This is a genomic window from Geodermatophilus sp. DSM 45219 (assembly GCF_900104025.1).
Lineage (GTDB): Bacteria > Actinomycetota > Actinomycetes > Mycobacteriales > Geodermatophilaceae > Geodermatophilus.
Genome location: NZ_FNIQ01000002.1, coordinates 838,117 through 855,131, shown reverse-complemented (window position 1 = coordinate 855,131; position 17,015 = coordinate 838,117). Strand labels below are relative to the sequence as shown.

At 75.2% G+C, this 17,015-nt stretch carries 14 protein-coding genes; 5 read left to right on the top strand and 9 right to left on the bottom strand.

Translation table 11 applies throughout. From position 1 onward, the window contains the following. From BLR12_RS09025 to BLR12_RS08990, 8 genes are all read right to left on the bottom strand, one after another. Positions 1-1,281 carry an NAD(P)/FAD-dependent oxidoreductase gene (locus tag BLR12_RS09025; protein ID WP_218120592.1) on the bottom strand — a complete coding sequence of 427 codons (1,281 nt, stop codon included), beginning with the start codon at positions 1,279-1,281 and terminating at the stop codon, positions 1-3. A gap of 63 nt (positions 1,282-1,344) precedes the next feature. Then, positions 1,345-1,674 (bottom strand): TraR/DksA family transcriptional regulator, encoded by a 330-nt coding sequence (locus BLR12_RS09020; protein WP_091376372.1) that lies wholly within the window; start codon positions 1,672-1,674, stop codon positions 1,345-1,347. 77 nt (positions 1,675-1,751) lie between these two features. Beyond that, positions 1,752-1,949 carry a hypothetical protein gene (locus tag BLR12_RS09015; protein WP_091376369.1) on the bottom strand — a complete coding sequence of 66 codons (198 nt, stop codon included), beginning with the start codon at positions 1,947-1,949 and terminating at the stop codon, positions 1,752-1,754. 364 nt (positions 1,950-2,313) lie between these two features. After that, the gene (locus BLR12_RS09010) at positions 2,314-3,696 is read right to left on the bottom strand and encodes an MFS transporter (RefSeq protein WP_091376366.1); all 1,383 of its coding nucleotides are present in this window, start codon (positions 3,694-3,696) and stop codon (positions 2,314-2,316) included. Positions 3,697-3,848: 152 nt separating this feature from the next. Beyond that, positions 3,849-4,181, bottom strand: a complete 333-nt coding sequence (gene catC / locus BLR12_RS09005; protein WP_218120591.1) for a muconolactone Delta-isomerase — start codon at positions 4,179-4,181, stop codon at positions 3,849-3,851. After that, positions 4,178-5,032: a catechol 1,2-dioxygenase gene (gene catA / locus BLR12_RS09000; RefSeq protein ID WP_091376363.1), complete on the bottom strand. Its 855-nt coding sequence runs from the start codon at positions 5,030-5,032 to the stop codon at positions 4,178-4,180. The genes catC and catA overlap by 4 nt, the downstream gene beginning before the upstream one ends. Positions 5,033-5,138: 106 nt before the next feature. Then, positions 5,139-6,242: a mandelate racemase/muconate lactonizing enzyme family protein gene (locus BLR12_RS08995; protein WP_091376360.1), complete on the bottom strand. Its 1,104-nt coding sequence runs from the start codon at positions 6,240-6,242 to the stop codon at positions 5,139-5,141. Continuing rightward, a complete protein-coding gene (locus tag BLR12_RS08990; RefSeq protein ID WP_091376357.1) occupies positions 6,239-7,183 on the bottom strand; it encodes a LysR substrate-binding domain-containing protein in 945 nt (314 codons plus the stop codon). The genes BLR12_RS08995 and BLR12_RS08990 overlap by 4 nt, the downstream gene beginning before the upstream one ends. A 216-nt stretch (positions 7,184-7,399) precedes the next feature. Here BLR12_RS08990 and benA point away from each other — a divergent pair, with 216 nt between their 5' ends. The 5 genes from benA to BLR12_RS08965 all read left to right on the top strand — a co-directional run bounded on the left by benA (position 7,400) and on the right by BLR12_RS08965 (position 15,491). Beyond that, a complete protein-coding gene (gene benA / locus BLR12_RS08985) occupies positions 7,400-8,776 on the top strand; it encodes a benzoate 1,2-dioxygenase large subunit (protein WP_091376355.1) in 1,377 nt (458 codons plus the stop codon). 5 nt (positions 8,777-8,781) lie between these two features. Beyond that, positions 8,782-9,330 carry a benzoate 1,2-dioxygenase small subunit gene (gene benB, locus BLR12_RS08980; protein WP_091376352.1) on the top strand — a complete coding sequence of 183 codons (549 nt, stop codon included), beginning with the start codon at positions 8,782-8,784 and terminating at the stop codon, positions 9,328-9,330. A 30-nt stretch (positions 9,331-9,360) separates the two neighbouring features. Continuing rightward, the gene (gene benC, locus BLR12_RS08975; RefSeq protein ID WP_255363382.1) at positions 9,361-12,081 is read left to right on the top strand and encodes a benzoate 1,2-dioxygenase electron transfer component BenC; all 2,721 of its coding nucleotides are present in this window, start codon (positions 9,361-9,363) and stop codon (positions 12,079-12,081) included. A 60-nt stretch (positions 12,082-12,141) separates the two neighbouring features. Next, positions 12,142-14,874 carry a LuxR C-terminal-related transcriptional regulator gene (locus BLR12_RS08970; RefSeq protein WP_091376347.1) on the top strand — a complete coding sequence of 911 codons (2,733 nt, stop codon included), beginning with the start codon at positions 12,142-12,144 and terminating at the stop codon, positions 14,872-14,874. A gap of 332 nt (positions 14,875-15,206) precedes the next feature. Further along, positions 15,207-15,491 carry a hypothetical protein gene (locus BLR12_RS08965; RefSeq protein WP_091376344.1) on the top strand — a complete coding sequence of 95 codons (285 nt, stop codon included), beginning with the start codon at positions 15,207-15,209 and terminating at the stop codon, positions 15,489-15,491. Positions 15,492-15,606: 115 nt separating this feature from the next. Here the strand turns inward: BLR12_RS08965 and BLR12_RS08960 are convergent, their stop codons facing one another. Then, positions 15,607-17,007: a threonine/serine exporter family protein gene (locus tag BLR12_RS08960; protein WP_091376341.1), complete on the bottom strand. Its 1,401-nt coding sequence runs from the start codon at positions 17,005-17,007 to the stop codon at positions 15,607-15,609. Between the last annotated feature and the right edge of the window lie 8 nt (positions 17,008-17,015).

Genomic DNA, 17,015 nt, shown 5'->3' with positions numbered 1-17,015 from the left:
TCAGCGGAGTGGGTCGAGGGGCGCCAGCTCGGGCGGGGTCTCGCCCTCGAGGACGGCCTGGGCCAGCAGCCGCCCGGTGGCGGGGCCGAGCGCGATGCCCCACATGCCGTGGCCACCGGCGACGAACACCCTCGGGGACGTGGTGGCGCCGACCAACGGCAGGCCGTCGGGGGTGCACGGGCGGGAGCCGACCCACTCGTCGCGCCGGTCGTCGAGGTCGACCCCGCGCAGGAAGGGCCGGACGGCGGCGGCGACCGCGGCGATCCGTCGCGGGTCCAGCGGCTCACCGGGACGGCGGAACTCCATCATCCCGGCCACCCGCAGCCGGTCGCCCAGCGGCGTGCAGGCCACCCGCTGGGCCGGGAAGTACAGCGGGCCGCGCGGCCGCTGCGCCACGGGGACGCTGAAGCTGTAGCCGCGCCCGGCCTGGACCGGCTGCCGGACGCCGAACCGGCCGGCCAGCCGGCCGAGGTGCGCGCCGGTGGCGACGACGACCGCGTCGTGCCGCTGCCGCTCGCCGTCGCCGGTGACGACGGTGACGCCGCGCGGCTCGTCCCGCAGCTCCTGCACACCGGTGCCCTCGACCAGCTCGCCGCCGCGCACACGCACCGCCTGTGCGAGGGCGGCCAGGTACTCCGGCGGGTGCAGGTACCGCTGGCCCTCGACCTGCACCGCGGCTCCGACCTCCTCGGTCAGCGCCGGCTCCAGCGCCCTCGCCCGCGAACCCGGGACGACGGAGCAGTCCACGCCCTGACCCGCGGCGCGGATCTCCGCCAGCTCGGCGAGCAGCGGCGCGGCGTCCCGCTCCCGGCGGAAGCAGGCCAGGAAGGGCCGCGCCGGGTGCGTCCGCGCCGGGACCCCGCCGGCCGCGAGGACGTCGAACGCCTCCAGCGCCCGCTCGTTGAGCGGCACGTACGCGGCCATCCCGCGGCGCCACCGCCGGGCGGTGCTGTGCGCGAGGAAGGAGCCGAGGAAGCGCAGCAGCGTCCCGTCGGCGCGCAGCGGGACGTACACCGGTGACCGCGGGCTGGCCACGGCACGCAGCCCGTAGCGCAGCACCGCCGGTTCGGGCAGGGGCGCGGTGAGCGCCGGGGTCAGCCAGCCGGCGTTGCCCCAGGACGCACCGGCGGCCACGTGGTCGCGTTCGTAGACGGTGACCTCGACGCCGGCCTCCTGGAGGAACCAGGCGGTGGCCAGGCCGACCATCCCGGCTCCGACCACCGCCACCTGCCGGGGGGAGCCGGACCCGGAGACCGGTCCGGACTGCTGCTGCGTGGGCACGGGTGCTCCTTGCCGGCGGCTGCCAGGGGAGGGGGCGACGGGGACGGGCTCGACGCGGCGGGCTCAGCGTGCCTGCTGGCAGGAGACGCAGCCCGCCGCGTGCGGCCGGAACTCCAGGCGCTCCGGGGGGATGGCGGTCCCGCAGTGCACGCAGGTGCCGTAGGTGCCGGCGTCGATGCGGTCGAGGGCTGCATCGATCTCCTCCATCGTGCGCAGCAGGGCAGCGGCCCGGCTGACCGCCACCGGGTCGGGGAGCGACGTGGCCGTCTCGGCGAGGGCGAGTTCCCGTCGCCGCACGCAGTCGGCGCGCTGGGCCAGCAGGAGGGCCCGGTACGGCTCGGAGGTCGTCGCCGCGGGCGTGCTGGAGGCGGTCGGTGTGGTGACCGTGGACATGGTCTCTCCTGGGGTGGAACGAGATCGCGTCCCGCCGGGCGGGACGCGTGAGGGATGGGAAGCCGTCGACCCGGGGGTCAGGGCGACCGCGGCGGCGCCCGGTCCCGGCTGCGGCGCAGCACGTCCAGGCCGCGCAGGCCGCGCGCCCGCAGGCTCGTCGCCAGGGCCAGCAGCTCGCCGCCGGAGACCGGCGAGGGCACCGGGCGCGACGCCGGTCCGCGCCCACCGGTTCCGGGGGTACCGGTGCCGGCCGGCGGCAGCGTGCGCGCGGTCATCCGTCGTCCTCCTCCGGTCGTCGGGAGGGCGCCGTTCCCAGCCCATGACCGGACGCCCTGTCCCGACCATGCTCGCCGCGGGTCTGCCGGACCAGGGCAGTCGCCGGTGAACTCGGTGCCGCAGATCTGCCGACGTCCGGCAACCCGGCGGCGTCGACCCGGCGTCCCCGCGCGGAGCACCGGGCCGCGGACCACGACGGCGGGCAGGAGCGGTGGGCAACCGCCCGGGCCTGGACCAGAGTCCGGGTGCTCGACCGTCTGGGGTGGTGGCTGCCGGCGACGCCCGGCCCCTCGGACGACGCGCGGCCCCGGCCGCCTCGTGGGCGACCGGGGCTGCACGTGTCCGTCCGGGCAGCGCGTACCGCTACTCGGCCGTGCGAGCCAGCAGGTCGCCCGGCTCGACCGCGAGCCCGGCCGAGACCCGACGGCGGGGGGCCGGCGCCGTCCGGGACTCGGCCCTGGGCACCAGCAGCGTCAGCAGGCTGCCGACGACGGCGAGCGCGGTCAGCACGTGGAAGATCGTGTTGAGCGCGAGGCCGGAGGCGATGAGCAGGCCGCCGACCAGCGGGCCACCGATGCCGCCCAGGCGCCCGAAGCCGGCACACCACGCGACTCCCGCGCTGCGGACGTTCGTGCGGTAGTAGGTCGCGACGAAGCCGTAGATGAGGATCTGCGTCCCGCTGGTGCCGAGGCCGACGACCGCGACGAAGGCCAGCAGCACGCCGAGCGGGAGGCTGACCGTGAGCAGCACGAGCGCCAGCGCGCCCAGCAGGAACGACGCGGCGACGACGAGCTTGGGCCCGTACCGGTCGGCGAAGCGGGAGGCGACCAGCGCACCCAGGACCGCCCCGCCGTTGAGCACCAGCAGGAAGGCCAGCGACCCGTTGGTGGAGAACCCGGCGCGGCCCATCAGCTCCGGCAACCAGGTGTTGAGGGCGTACACCAGCAGCAGGCCGGTGGCGCTGAGCAGGCCGAGCAGGATCGTCGGCAGCAGGTAGGTCCGGCTCGCCAGGCCAGCGAAGCCCGCACGGCCGGTCGGCGCGGGGTCGGCGGCCGGCGCACCGGTCTGCTCCGGCGCGGTGAACGACACCCCGGTCCGCGCGGCGACCGCCTGAGCCTCCTCGAGCCTGCCGCGGGAGGCCAGCCAGGCCGGCGACTCGGGCATCTTGAGGAACGCGAGGGGGAGCAGGGTCACCAGGGGGAGGGCGCCGATGAGGAACATGCCCCGCCAGCCGATGGCCTCCAGCAGGAGGATCGCTGTGAGCGCGGCGAGCAGGCTGCCGAGCGGGACCCCCGAGTAGGTGATCGCGTTGGCGAGGTTCCTCCGGCCCGCCGGGGCGAACTCGGCGACCAGCGCGCCGGTGGTGGCGACCAGCGCGCCGACCCCGATGCCGGTGGCGAAGCGGAGCAGGCCGAACGCCGTCGTGGTCGTGGCGACGGCCGTGAGCGCCATGCCGACGGAGAACCACGCGTAGGCCGTGAGCATGACCTTCCGCCGGCCGATGACGTCGGCGACGCCGCCGGCCAGCAGCGCGCCGACCAGCACACCGATGAGCGCGTAGCTGCCGAGCGCGCCGGCCACGGCCGGCGTCACCTCGCCGATCTGGCCGAGGTCGCGCAGGAACAACGGGACGACGGTGCCGTAGACGACCAGGTCGTAGCCGTCGAACACCAGGCCGACCGTGGCGAGGGAGACGATCCAGGTGACCGACCTGCGGCGGAGCGCGTCCTGCTGGGGGGATGCCACTGCTCTTCTCCTCGGGGGAGCGTGCGGCGGCCGCGTCAGGGCAGGGTTCACCCGGCGAGCGACGTCGCCACGGGGATGGGGAGGGGAGGCGGCCGGGCGGACGTGCAGGCGCCGGGCGGCCGGTGGTGCGAGTGGTGCGAGTGGTGCCAGGACTAGCCGGCGGAGGCGTCAGCCGCGGCTGTGTCCATGTGCGCCGGGTCCTGCGCGATGTCCGACGGGTGCGCGGCCAGCGGGGTGACCGTGATGCTCATGTACGGGAACAGCGGCAGGCCCCAGAGGATCTGGTGCAGCTGCTCGTTGCTGTCGACGGCGAAGACGCTGAGGTTGGCGTACTGGCCGACGCACCGCCAGATGTGCGGCCAGTGTCCCGAGCGCTGCCAGCCCTGGGAGTACGCCTTCTCCCGGGCGAGGAGGTCCTCGCGTGCCGCCGGGTCCATGTCCGGCGGCAGCGCGACGTCCATCCGGACCGCGTACAGCTGGCTCACGCCGCGGGGTCCAGCGCGAAGTCGTAGGTGACCTCCTCACCCCGACCGGAGGCGGCCGGGGTCGGGTGCAGGACCAGCTCCGGCTTCACCGCCTGGGCGACGTCGTCCTCGACGTGCTGCCCGCCCGCGAAGTACAGCTGCGTGGTGACCAGCTGCCTGCCGGGCGCGGACACCTTCAGGTGCAGGTGGGCCGGGCGCCAGGCGTGCCAGCCGGCCGCGGCGATCAACGCGCCGCACGAGCCGTCGGTGGGGATCTGGTACGGCGCGGGCTTCACCGTGGAGAAGGCGAACCGGCCGTCGGACCCGGTGGTGACGGTGCCGCGCAGGTTCCACTCCGGGATCCCGGGGGCGAACTGCGAGTAGAAGCCGTCGTCGTCGGCGTGCCACAGCTCGACCCGGGCGTCCTCGAGCGGGTTGCCGTCGAGGTCGGTGACCGTGCCCTGGAAGAGGAACGGGGTGCCGGCCTCGCCGTCGCGCATCGGCAGGGTGGCCTCGCTGCGGGACTCCGGCGAGCCCGGGATGTAGTACGGGCCCTCGATGGTGCCGACGGCGCCCTTGCGGTCGGCGTTGGCGACCTCCTCGACGACGTGCTCGACCCACACGTCCAGGAACAGCGGCCACTCGCCGTCCTCGCCGACCCGGATCAGCCATGCCTTGAGGGCGTCGTACTCGGCGTAGGTGACCCGGTGCCTGCGGATGACCTCGTGCAGGGCGGTGATGGCGTCGGTGGCGATCGCCGAGACGCGGGCGTGGTCGACGGTGGTGGCGCCGCGCTCCTTCTGGGCGAAGCGCTCGGTGGCGTTGCGGCCGGAGCCGGCCGCGGTCGGGCTGGGTGCGGTGGGTGCGCTCATCGGGTTCTCCTGTGGTGTGGTGGATGGGGTGTGGTGAGGTTGGAACGGTGGCCTCCCTGCAGGGTCCCGCCGCGAGCCTGCGAGCGGTGGGGGGCAGGGAGGTCCTTCAACGGTCCTGGCGGTAGTGCGCGAGCTTGTCGGGGTCGACGTCGATGCCGAGCCCCGGTCCGGGACGGACGGTGAGCTCCCCGCCGGAGATCTCCAGCGGCTCGGTGAGCAGGTCGTCGCTCATGTCCAGGAAGTTGGAGAGCTCCCCCGCCCGCCGGGAGGAGCTGCGGTGGGCGGCGCCGAAGGCGACCGTGCAGGCGGTGCCGATCTGGCCGTCGATCTGGTTGCCCATCACGACCTCGACGCCGAGGCCCTCGCACTGGTGCAGGACCCGCTGCGAGGTGCTGAAGCCGGTGCGGGCCGTCTTGATGCTGATCGCGGTCGCCGCGCCGTCGAGCAGCTCGCGGGTCACCTCGCCGGGCGTCGTCGCGCTCTCGTCGGCGACGGTCGGCACCGGCGTCCGGGCCGTGAGCCAGCGGCGGCCGAGCACGTCGTCGGCGGGGCAGAGCTCCTCGGCCAGGGTCAGGTCGAGGTCGGCCATCGCCTGCAGGGCGCGCGCCGCCTCCGACGGCGTCCAGCCGCGGTTGCCGTCGACGTAGAGCTCCACGTCCGGGCCGAGGGCGGTCCGCAGCGCCCGGCAGGCGCCGACGTCCAGGTCGACCGGGCGCCGGCCCACCTTCACCTTGAACACGCGGATGCCGTGGAGGTCGCGGACCCGTTCGGCCTCGGCGACCATCTCGGCGTCGGGCGCGAACCCGACCATGTGGGACACCCGCATCCGGTCGGTCCAGCCGCCCAGCAGCTGCGTGACCGGCAGGTCCAGCGTGCGACCCAGGGCGTCCCAGACGGCCATGTCGACGGCCGCCTTGGCCGCCGGGTTGCCGATCGTGCGCTCCACCCGCGCCCGGGCGGTCTCGCGCTCGAGGAGGGTGAGGCCCACCAGCGCGGGAGCGAACAGCTTCTCGACCACCGCGACGATCGACTCCTGGGTCTCGCCGTAGGTGTACGGGCGCGGCGGTGCCTCGGCCAGGCCCACCACGCCGTCGTCGGTGTGCACCCGGACCAGCACGTGGTCGGCGACGTGCACCTCGCCGCTGGCGAAGCGCAGGGGCTTGCGGTAGGGGATGGCGAACGGGATCGCCTCGACCTCGACGATCTTCACCGGGCTCCTCCGAGGGGGGCGGCGTGCGGCGGGGACGGCGGGGACGCCTCGGCGTCGGCCGCGACGAAGCCGTTGGCCTCCAGCGCCTCGACCAGCCGGGTGAGCGCGGGGGCGGGGTCGCCGGTGCGCCAGGCGAGGGCCAGGTCGATGCAGACGTCGTCCGCGACCGGGACGTACCGGACGCCGTCGACGCGCAGGGCCCGGACCGATTCGGGGAGCAGGGCCACGCCCAGCCCCGCGGCGACGAGCGTCAGGACGATCGAGGTCTCGGACACCCCGTGGGTCCGCCGGGGCAGGAAGCCCGCGGCCAGGCAGGCCCGGGTCACCGTGGCGGCGACCACGGAGTCCGGGGCGTCGTAGCCGACGAAGTCCTCGTCGCGCAGCTCGGCGAGGGCCACCGGCTCGTCCCCGGCGAGCCGGTGGCTCCCGGGGGCGGCGAGGACCAGCCGCTCCCGCGTGATGAGCCGGGACGACAGTCCGGTCCGGCGCAGCGGGGGCCGGAGGACGGCGAGGTCGATGCGGTTCTCCACCAGCGCGAGCTTCTGCGCCGGGGTGAGCAGGTCGGGCGAGAAGCGCAGCACCAGCCCGGGTGTCTCCCGGGCGGCGATCCGGGCCAGCTGGGGCAGGTGGCGGAACGCCGCCAGCCCGGTCGCGCCGACCCGGAGGAGGCCGGTGCTGCCGGCCTCGATGAGCCGGACCCGCGCCTGCGCGGCCTCGACCGAGTCGAGGATCCGCCGCGCGTCCCGGAGGAACGCCTCACCGGCCGGGGTGAGCTCGACGCGGCGCGTGGTCCGGGTGAACAGCGTGGCGCCGACCTGGGACTCGAGCTGACGGATCGCCTGGGAGAGCGGGGACTGCGCCATGTGCAGCCGCTCGGCCGCCCGCCCGAAGTGGCGGGTCTCCGCGACGGTGACGAAGTAGCGCAGCTGGCGGATCTCCATGCTTCCTCCGTCCGTCGGCCCGGGTCGTGACGCAGCCAACGTAGGGCGGCCGGTTGTGTAGAGGCAAAGACCGGATTCGGCTCGATCCAGACGTCCAGCGTCTGGAAAAACCCTGGGTCAGGACTGGGCAGAGTGCTGGCGCGGGCGTGACGCAGGCCACGAACAGTGGGGGGAGCGCATCCGATCCCCCTGCCGAGCCACACCGGAGGCCCCGACATGACCGCCGACCTCACCCACGTCCGCGAGGTCCTCGCCGACGCCGTCATCGACGACCCCGAGGCCGGGATCCACCGCGCCAACCGTCGGATCTTCACCGACGAGGAGGTCTTCGAGCTCGAGATGCAGCACATCTTCGAGGGCAACTGGATCTACCTCGCGCACGAGAGCCAGGTCCCGGACCCGGGCGACTACTTCACGACGTACATCGGCCGCCAGCCCGTCGTCATCACGCGCGACAAGGACGGCGGGCTGCACTGCCTGATCAACGCCTGCGCCCACCGCGGGGCGATGCTCTGCCGCCGCAAGACCGACAACCGCACGACGCTGACCTGCCCGTTCCACGGCTGGACGTTCCGCAACGACGGCGCCCTGCTGAAGGTCAAGGACCCCGAGGGCGCCGGCTACCCGGCCACCTTCAACCGGGACGGCTCGCACGACCTGACCAGGGTGGCCCGGTTCGAGAGCTACCGCGGGTTCCTCTTCGGCAGCCTGAACCCGGACGTCAGCACGCTGGCCGAGCACCTGGGGGACACCACCACGGTGATCGACATGCTGGTCGACCAGTCGCCGGAGGGGCTGGAGGTGCTGCGCGGCTCGTCGACCTACACCTACGACGGGAACTGGAAGGTCCAGGCGGAGAACGGCGCCGACGGCTACCACGTCACCGCGACCCATTGGAACTACGCGGCCACGACCTCGCGGCGCAGCACCGGCGAGTCGAAGAACGACACCAAGGCGCTGGACGCCGGCAGCTGGGGCAAGTCCGGCGGCGGCTACTGGTCCTACCCGAACGGGCACCTGTGCCTGTGGACGTGGGCGGCCAACCCCCAGGACCGCCCGCTGTGGGACCGCATGGACCAGCTCAAGGAGCAGTTCGGCGAGGCCAAGGGCGAGTTCATGGTCAAGGGCTCCCGCAACCTGTGCCTCTACCCGAACGTCTACCTGATGGACCAGTTCAGCACCCAGATCCGGCACTTCCAGCCGGTCGCGCCGGACCGGACCGAGGTCACCATCTACTGCATCGCCCCCAAGGGCGAGAGCGCCGAGGCGCGTGAGCACCGGATCCGCCAGTACGAGGACTTCTTCAACGCCTCGGGCATGGCCACCCCGGACGACCTGGAGGAGTTCCGGTCCTGCCAGCTCACCTTCCGGGCGACCGCCGCGCCGTGGAACGACATGAGCCGCGGTGCCGAGCACTGGCTCACCGGGCCGGACCCGGTCGCCGAGTCCCTCGGCATGGACGGCGTCATCTCCGCGGGGGTGCGCAACGAGGACGAGGGGCTCTACCCCGTCCAGCACGGCTACTGGCTGCAGACCATGCGTGCCGCCCTCGAGGAGCGGGCCGGCACCTCCACCGCCGCTCCGAGGGGCTGACTCCCGTGACCACGACGCAGACGACCGTGCCGACCCCCGCCGCCGAGGCGCCCGCCGGGACGACGCTGATCACCCAGAACGCCATCGAGCAGTTCCTCTACCGCGAGGCCCGCTACCTCGACGACCGCGAGTTCGAGAAGTGGCTGGAGTGCTACGCCGACGACGTCGTCTTCTGGATGCCGTCGTGGGCCGACGACGACCGGCTCACCGAGGACCCGCAGCGGGACATCTCGCTGATCTACTACCCGAACAAGGGTGGTCTGGAGGACCGGGTCTTCCGCATCCGCACCGAGCGCTCCAGCGCGACGTCCATCCCCGAGCCGCGGACGAGCCACAACATCGCCAACGTCGAGGTCATCGAGCGCCGCGGCGACCTGGTCGACGTCCGGTTCAACTGGCACACGATGTACTTCCGGTACAAGACCGTGGACCCCTACTACGGGACGTCGTTCTACACGATCGACTTCTCCGGGCCCGCGCCGCTGATCCGGCGCAAGACCGTGGTGCTGAAGAACGACTACATCCACCACGTCGTCGACGTCTACCACCTCTGAGCTGGGGAGCGACCTCCCATGGACCACCGCGTGGCACTCGCGTTCGAGGACGGGGTCACCCGCTTCATCACCTGCCGGGAGGACCAGACCGTCGCCGACGCGTCCTACCGGTCACGGATCAACATCCCGCTGGACTGCCGGGACGGCGCCTGCGGGACCTGCAAGGCGCTCTGCGAGTCCGGCGAGTTCGACGGCGGGGCCTACCTCGAGGACGCGCTGTCGCCGGACGAGGCGGCGGACGGCTACGTGCTGCCCTGCAGCATGAAGCCGCGCTCGGACCTGGTGCTGCAGATCGCGACCACGTCGGCCGTGGCCAAGACCAGCGCCGCCACCCACCGCGGCACCGTCACCGCCCTCGACCGGCTCTCCCCGACGACGGTCGCCCTCACCGTCGGGATCGAGGACCGGGACGCCCTGGCGTTCCTCCCCGGCCAGTACGTCAACATCGCCGTGCCCGGCACGGAGGAGTCCCGCTCCTACTCCTTCAGCAGCGCCCCGGACGACGCGGCGCTGACCTTCCTGGTCAAGCTGACATCCGGCGGGGTCATGTCGACCTGGCTGGAGGAGCGCGCCGCCGTCGGCGACGAGCTCACCTTCACCGGGCCGCACGGCAGCTTCTTCCTGCGCGAGTCCGACGCCCCGCTGGTGCTGCTGGCCGGCGGGACCGGGCTGGCGCCGATCCTGTCGATCCTGCGGACGCTGGCGGCGGGCGGCAGCACCCGCCGGACCCACCTGGTCTACGGCGTCACGACCGACGACGACCTCGTCGAGACCGACACCCTCGAGCGGCTGGCGGGTTCCCTCCCCGGCCTCAGCTGGGACCACTGCGTCGCGGACCCGGCGACCACGGCGCGCAACCAGGGCTACGTCACGGGGCTGGTGGGACTCGAGCACCTGCACGGTGGGGACGCCGCGGTCTACCTCTGCGGTCCGCCGGCCATGGTCGAGGCCGTACGCACGCACGTCGCCGGGCTCGGCGTCGCCCCCTCGGGCTTCTACTACGAGAAGTTCGCCCTGGCCGCAGCGCCGGCCGAGGTCGCGGAGGAGGTCGCCGCACCGGAGCCGGGGGCGGTCGTCCCGGAGCCGGCCGAGGTCGCCGTCGAGCCGCCGCCGGTGCCGGTCGCCGTCCCGGACACCGTGGCCGAGCTCCTCGGCCTGGACGGGCGCGAGGGCCGCACGTCGGCCGGGCAGCTCCTGCTGCCGCCGGTCGAGCTGTCCCCGGTGGGCGCCGGTGCGGCCGGCCGGGGTGCCGACTCGCCGGCGGACCTGTGGCGACTCGCCGGACAGCGGGTGGGTGAGCCGACCGCGGTCGGCGACGTCCTGCCCGTGGCGGACGCCGACGACCTGCTGCCCGCCGCCGGCGCCCGCGCCGTCGCCGGTCAGGAGCTGCTGCCGGAGGCCCGGATCGAGCCGCTCCTCCGGCCGCCGGCACCCGCGGCCCCGGCGGACCGGCCGGCCGGCCCGCCGACCGGAACCGTCGACGGCTACCAGATCGGGGAGGAGCACCCGGCGGTGACCGGGTCCGACGCGCTCTTCGACGCCCGCCGCGCGCTGGAGCTCGGTGCGCTGGAGCTGACCATCGGGCGCCTGACGCACCAGCAGCTGGCCGGCTACCGGCTGCTCGCCGAGGCCGCGCTGCCCTACGTCGAGGGCGACCGGTTGGTCGACGCGGCCTCGTACACCGAGACCAACGCCGCCTTCCACGACCACCTGTTCAGCCTCACCGGCAACGAGCACCTGCTGCGCGCGTACCAGGCGCTCGGCGTCACCGGGCACATGGAGGAGTCGCTGCGCGCCGCCACCTGGATCCACCCGCGGTGCACCCAGGACCACCTCGACATCGTGACGGCGTTCTCGGACGGCGACCGGGAGCGCGCGCGGGTCCTGATCGCCGAGCACGCGGAGCGGTCCAAGCAGACGACCCGCCGGGCCATGCGCGACCTCGCCGAGGGACGCCGCCCCCGGTTCGTCACGCCGGGCCGGTTCGCCGGCCAGGTGGTGCTGGTGACCGGCGCGGGGCAGGGGATCGGCGAGTGCACGGCCCGGCGGATCAGCGCCGAGGGCGGCGCGCTGGTCCTGGCCGACCGCGCCGAGCTGGTCCGCGACCTGGCCGTCGAGCTCGGCTCCCCCGGGGCGGAGGCGGTCCCGGTGGTCGCCGACCTGGAGACCTGGGAGGGGGCGTCGGCGGTGGTGGACGCCGCGCTCGCCCGGTTCGGCCGCATCGACGTCGCCGTCCACACCGTCGGGGGCACCATCTGGGCCAAGCCCTTCGAGCACTACCCGCCCGAGCAGGTCCGGGCCGAGATCGACCGGTCGCTCTGGCCGACGCTGTGGTGCTGCCGCGCCGTCGTGCCGCACATGGTCGAGCGCGGCCGCGGGACCATCGTGAACGTGTCGTCGGTGGCCACCCGGGGGCTCAACCGGGTCCCGTACGCCGCCGCCAAGGGCGGGGTCAACGCGATCACCAGCGCGCTGGCGCTGGAGATGGCGCCCCACGGTGTGCGGGTCGTCGCCACCGCCCCCGGCGGCACCGAGGCCCCACCCCGCCGGACGCCCCGGGGCCCGGCACCGGAGAGCGAGCAGGAGCAGGCCTGGTACCGGACGATCGTCGACCAGACCGTGGACTCCTCGCTGATGAAGCGGTACGGCACCCTGGACGAGCAGGCCGCGGCGATCACGTTCCTCGCCTCGGAGGAGGCCTCGTACATCACCGGCACCGTCCTGCCCGTGGCCGGTGGCGACCTCGGCTGAGCCCGGCCCGAGGCGGCCCGGACCGAGGACCGCCCGCTGCTGCGGACCTACGGTGGCGGCGTGAACCCGGGGGACGACGACGTCCACGTCGTGGGGCTGGTCGCCGAGGCCGCGCAGCTCGACGCGTGGCTGGGCCGCGCGGCGGCCGGGGAGCCGGTGGTCGCCGTCGTCGAGGGGCTGGCCGGCAGCGGCAAGACGACCCTGCTCCGCCGCTTCCTCCGCCGGCACCCGGGACTGCGGGTGACCGCGGTGGCCGGGTTGCCCTGGGAGAGCCGCCGTCCCGGGGAACTGGCCGGCCGGCTGATCGGCGGAGGTGCCGGTGACCCCCGTCCGCGACCGGCGCAGCTCGACCCGGTGGACCTCGGCGCCGAGCTCGCCGGGCGGTGGGAGGCGGCGGCCGGGGGAGGACCGGCGGTGGTCGCCGTCGACGACGCCGACTGCGCGGACCTGCTCTCGCTCCAGGCGATCGCGTCGGCGGCCGACCGCCTCCGCGCAGCCGGCGTCCTGCTGCTGCTGTTCCGGACGGTCGGGGAGCCGGCCTCCGGCGATCCCGAGGCCGTCGACGTGCTCGACCGGCTCGCGGCGGTCCACCTGCCCGTGTCGCCGCTGGGACCGGAGGACACCCGCCTGCTGGCGGCGCGGGTCGCGGCGGTCGACCTGCCCCCGCCGGTCGCCCGCCGGCTCGGCGAGCACACCGCCGGGAACCCCCGGCACCTCCTGGAGATCCTCCGGGAGACCCCGCCGGCACGCTGGTCGGACCGGCAGACCCGGCTGCCCGCGCCGGGCGCGGTCCAGCGCCGGGTGCAGCGGGCCCTCGACAGCTGCTCGGCGTCGGCCCGGGGATTGGTCGAGGCCGCCGCCGTGCTCGGGGAGAGGCCCGTGCTGGCCGACGCCGCGACGCTGGCCGGTCTCGCCGATCCGCTCGACGCCCTCGACGAGGCCTGCGCCGCCGGCCTCCTGGCACCCGCCCCCGGGCACGGCCTGGACGTGCTCGCCTTCCCGGGACGGTTCGACCGGGCAGCGGTGCACGCCACCCTGACGCCCCGGGCCCGGCACGACCTGCACCTCCGGGCGGCCGGCCTCGTCCCCGACGAGACCGAGCGGCTCCGGCACCGGGTCGAGGCCGCGCCGCTCCCGGACGCACGCCTCGCCGCCGAGCTCGTCGAGCTCGCGCGGCGCAAGGCCGACGAGGGGGCCTGGGCGGTCGTCGCCGGCGCGCTCGTCGACGCCGCCCGGATCAGCCCCACTCGCGCCGACCGCGAGGACCGCCTCATCCGGGCCGTCGACGCGCTGGCCGGCGCCGGCCTGATCGGGCAGGCCGTCGACGCGCTCCCCGACGTGGAGGCCCTCCCGTCCGGCCCGCGCCGCGACGCCGTCCTCGCCCACGTCGCGATCCAGCGCGGCCGCCGCGCCGAGGCGGCCACCCACCTCGACACGGCCTGGCGCCGCCGGGGTGCGGACCGGGGGAGCGCCGCCGTCGTCTGCCAGCGCCACGTGCTGCACGCCCTGGCCGACTGGGACGGCGAGGCGCTGGTCCGGTGGGCCGGCCGGGCGGTCGAGCACGCCGAGCCCGGCTCGCCGGCCGGCGTGGAGTCACGCGCGATCGTCGGCCTCGGTCACGCCGCCCGCGGGCATCTCGCCGCGGCGTTCACCGCCTACCGGCATGCCGTGGCCGAGAGCCCGTCGGGCCCTCAGCACCAGCGGGCGCGCATGGGCCTGGGCTGGCTGCACCTCGCGCAGGACGACCCCGAGGCGGCCCGGCGCGAGCTCGAGTTCGCCGTCCCCACCACCCGGCAGGCCGGCTCCAACCGCATCTCGCTGTGGGCACTGGTGTGGCTGGCCCGCACCCGCTTCGCGCTGGGCGACTGGGACGGTGCGCTGGACGCCGTCGGCCAGGGCGAGGTCCTGCTCGGCACCACCGGGCTGGAGCTGCTGCGACCCCTCGTCCACTGGACCGGCGCGCAGGTCCGGGCGCTGCGCGGCGAGCGGGAGGCCGCGGAGCGGCACCTGCAGCTGGGCGGGGCAGGGGAGCAGGACTACACGGTCATGACCGTGCCGGCGCTGCTCGGCCGGGCACACGTCGCCGAGGCGGCGTCGGACTACGCCGCGGTCGTCCGGCACCTCGCCCCGCTCGCCACCCGGACGCCGCGGGGCGGACTCGACGAGCCGGGGTTCTGGCCCTGGCACGACGTCTACGCCAACGCCCTCGTCGTGACCGACCGGCTCGCCGAGGCCGATGAGTTCCTGGGCCCGCTCGAGACGACGGTGCTCCGCCGGGGTCACCGCTCCGCCGGCGCCCGGCTCGGGTACGTCCGGGGCCGGCTGCTGGCCGGACGCGGGGACCTCCCCGGCGCGGAAGCGGCCTTCGAGGAGGCGCGGGCCCGGCTGGCCACGCTGCCGCTGCCGTACGAGCGGGCCCGGGTCGACTTCGCCCACGGCATCACCCTCCGCCGGGCCGGCCGGCGCCGGGACGCCGCCGCGTTGCTCGCCACGGCGCGCCAGTCCTTCGCGGCGCTGGGCGCGCGGGTCTACGTGGAGCGCTGCGACCGGGAGCTGAAGACCGGTCGCCCGGCGCCACGGGGGACCGGGGCCGACGCGCAGGGCCTCACCGAGCAGGAGCGGACGGTCGCCAGGCTCGTGGCGACGGGCCTGACCAACAAGGAGGTGGCCGCGTCGATGCTGCTGTCGGTCAAGACCGTCCAGTTCCACCTCACGCGGGTCTACGCCAAGCTCGGGGTCCGGTCGCGCTCGGAGCTGGCGGCGCGTTCCGCGGGCGGGCCGCTCCCGCGGTGACGGCCTGAGACCTGACGGACCCGGGCCCCGAGGACGCGGGGCGGGGCGCCGCAGCCGGCACAGCGGTGCGTGGTGAGCCGTGCCGCTCTCGGCGGCGGCCGGCGTCTCGCGCGACCTGGCGCTGACCCGGTCCCGCCTGCTCGTCGGTCGACGCTCCGGTCGGGCGGGCGAGCCGCCGACCCGGGTCTTGATGACGATCGTGTGTCGCAGGTCACGACACGGACACGGGGCGGTGCGGCGCGCCATGTGACAGGAGTGGCGCCCGGGACTCTTGTGCCCGGCCCTCCACGGACGGCGTAGGGGCCTGGCTCGATGAGGAGTTGAGTTCGGCGATGTTCGAACCTGGTACGTGCTCCGGCGGCAAGCACCTGGCGGCGAAGGCCGGTGGGTCCTGCCCGTGCGGGATGGTCACCCGCATCCCCGCCCGCAAGCGACCCGCTGCCGGACCCCCGCCCGAGGTCCTGGCCCTGCTCGCGCAGTGTCTGGACGACGGGTCCGCGGGCCTCGACGCAGCGGCCGCCGGGCTGCTCCGCGAGCGGGCCGACCGGCTGGTCGCCGCGCTCACCACGGCCGGGCTGGTACTCAGCGAGGGAGCAGTGGACCGGTTGTCGGCCTGAGCCGTCAGCTGTCCTCGGGCGCTCGGGCGCTCGGGCGGGCCTGGCGGCCGCTCGAGCGCCCGATCGAGCCGGTGCCGGCCGGACGCTCCCGAGGGACAGCCATGCGGCCGACGGCTCAGTCGGTGGTCATGGCCCGCCGGCGGACGCGCTCGTCGTAGCGGTCCCGCCCGCCGAGTGGCCTGCCGAGGTACTCACCCAGCGTGACGCCGGCGGCGAGGGCGAGCCCGACGGCGGCGGCCCCGACGAGGGCGCTGAGCCCGCCTTCGATGTCGGCGTCGACGACGATGGCGAACAGTCCGTGGTAGATGGCCAGCCCGGGCAGCAGCGGGACGATGCCGCAGACGGCGACCAGCTGCGACGGGATCCGGAGCCGCTCGGTCAGCACCTCGCCGGAGAACCCGAGGACGACGGCCGCGACCCCGCTGGCCAGCGGGGGTCCGGCACCCACTCCGCTGGTCGCCCAGAACGTCGTCCAGGCCAGCGCTCCCGCGGCCGCGGCGAGGCCGACGGCGCGCGGCCGGGCGTGGCAGGCCAGGGACCAGAACCCGGCGATGCCGGCCGACGCGGCCAGCGCCACGGTGAACGGCACGGGGGAGGGTGAGGTGTCGACGACGGTCAGCGGGAGCTGAGCGCGCTGGGCCAGGTCGAGCACGGCGGCGATGCCCACGACGATGCCGGCGGTCAGCGTCACCACCTCGAAGGCCCGCGCCCCGGCGGTCACCGGGAACCCGTTGATCGCGTCCTGGGCTGAGCTCACCAGGGACAGTCCGGCCAGGAGCACGACGATGCCGGCGGCGACGACGAGGGAGGTCCGCACGTCGACGTCCCACGCGAGCAGGAGGACGGCGACCCCGGTGGCCAGTGCGGCCCCGGCCGCCTGCTGGAAGAACGGCGGCAGGCTGCGCCGGGTGAGGGCGCGCAGCACCTGCTCGACCAGGGCCGTGGTCAGCGCCGCGATGAGGGCCTCCAGCCACCCGCCGCCGAGGACGAGCCCGAAGCAACCGGCCACGCCGGCCCAGCCCAGCGTGTGCACGGTGCGGCGGTAGGTGGCCGGTGCCGACACCACCTGGTCCAGCCGGCGGTGTGCCTCCTCCACGTCGAGGCCGCCCGCGCCGACCGCACGGGCCAGGTCGTTGATCCCCTGCAGCCGGGAGTAGTCGTGCCGACTGGTGCGCACGATCCGCATCGCGGTCAGCGGCACCGCGTTCTCGCGGTCGTAGCTGACGGTGATCGACGTGAAGGTGATGTCGACCTGGCAGCTGGCCAGCCCGTGGGCGGCGGCGACCCGCAGCACCGTCGCGGTCACGTCGGCGGCGGAGGCGCCGACAGCCAGCATGGACGCCCCGATCCGCAGGGCCAGCCCCAACGCTGCGTGCGCGGTGAGGTCGTCCATCCGGCTGGGCTGGGCGCGCAGGCCGATCGGCGCGGTCGGCGGGTCGATCCCGGCGATCGCCCGCCAGGCCCGTTCCGGGATGCGCGCGGCGGGCATGCGACGGTTCGGGAGCCAGGCGGGCACGCTCCCAG

Bases quoted from the DNA above. Each gene is read 5' to 3' on its own strand.
- BLR12_RS09020 (WP_091376372.1), bottom strand. From the start codon at position 1,674: ATGTCCACGGTCACCACACCGACCGCCTCCAGCACGCCCGCGGCGACG.
- benA (WP_091376355.1), top strand. From the start codon at position 7,400: ATGACCGCCGACCTCACCCACGTCCGCGAGGTCCTCGCCGACGCCGTC.
- BLR12_RS08990 (WP_091376357.1), bottom strand. From the start codon at position 7,183: ATGGAGATCCGCCAGCTGCGCTACTTCGTCACCGTCGCGGAGACCCGC.
- BLR12_RS08965 (WP_091376344.1), top strand. From the start codon at position 15,207: ATGTTCGAACCTGGTACGTGCTCCGGCGGCAAGCACCTGGCGGCGAAG.
- BLR12_RS09015 (WP_091376369.1), bottom strand. From the start codon at position 1,949: ATGACCGCGCGCACGCTGCCGCCGGCCGGCACCGGTACCCCCGGAACC.
- catA (WP_091376363.1), bottom strand. From the start codon at position 5,032: ATGAGCGCACCCACCGCACCCAGCCCGACCGCGGCCGGCTCCGGCCGC.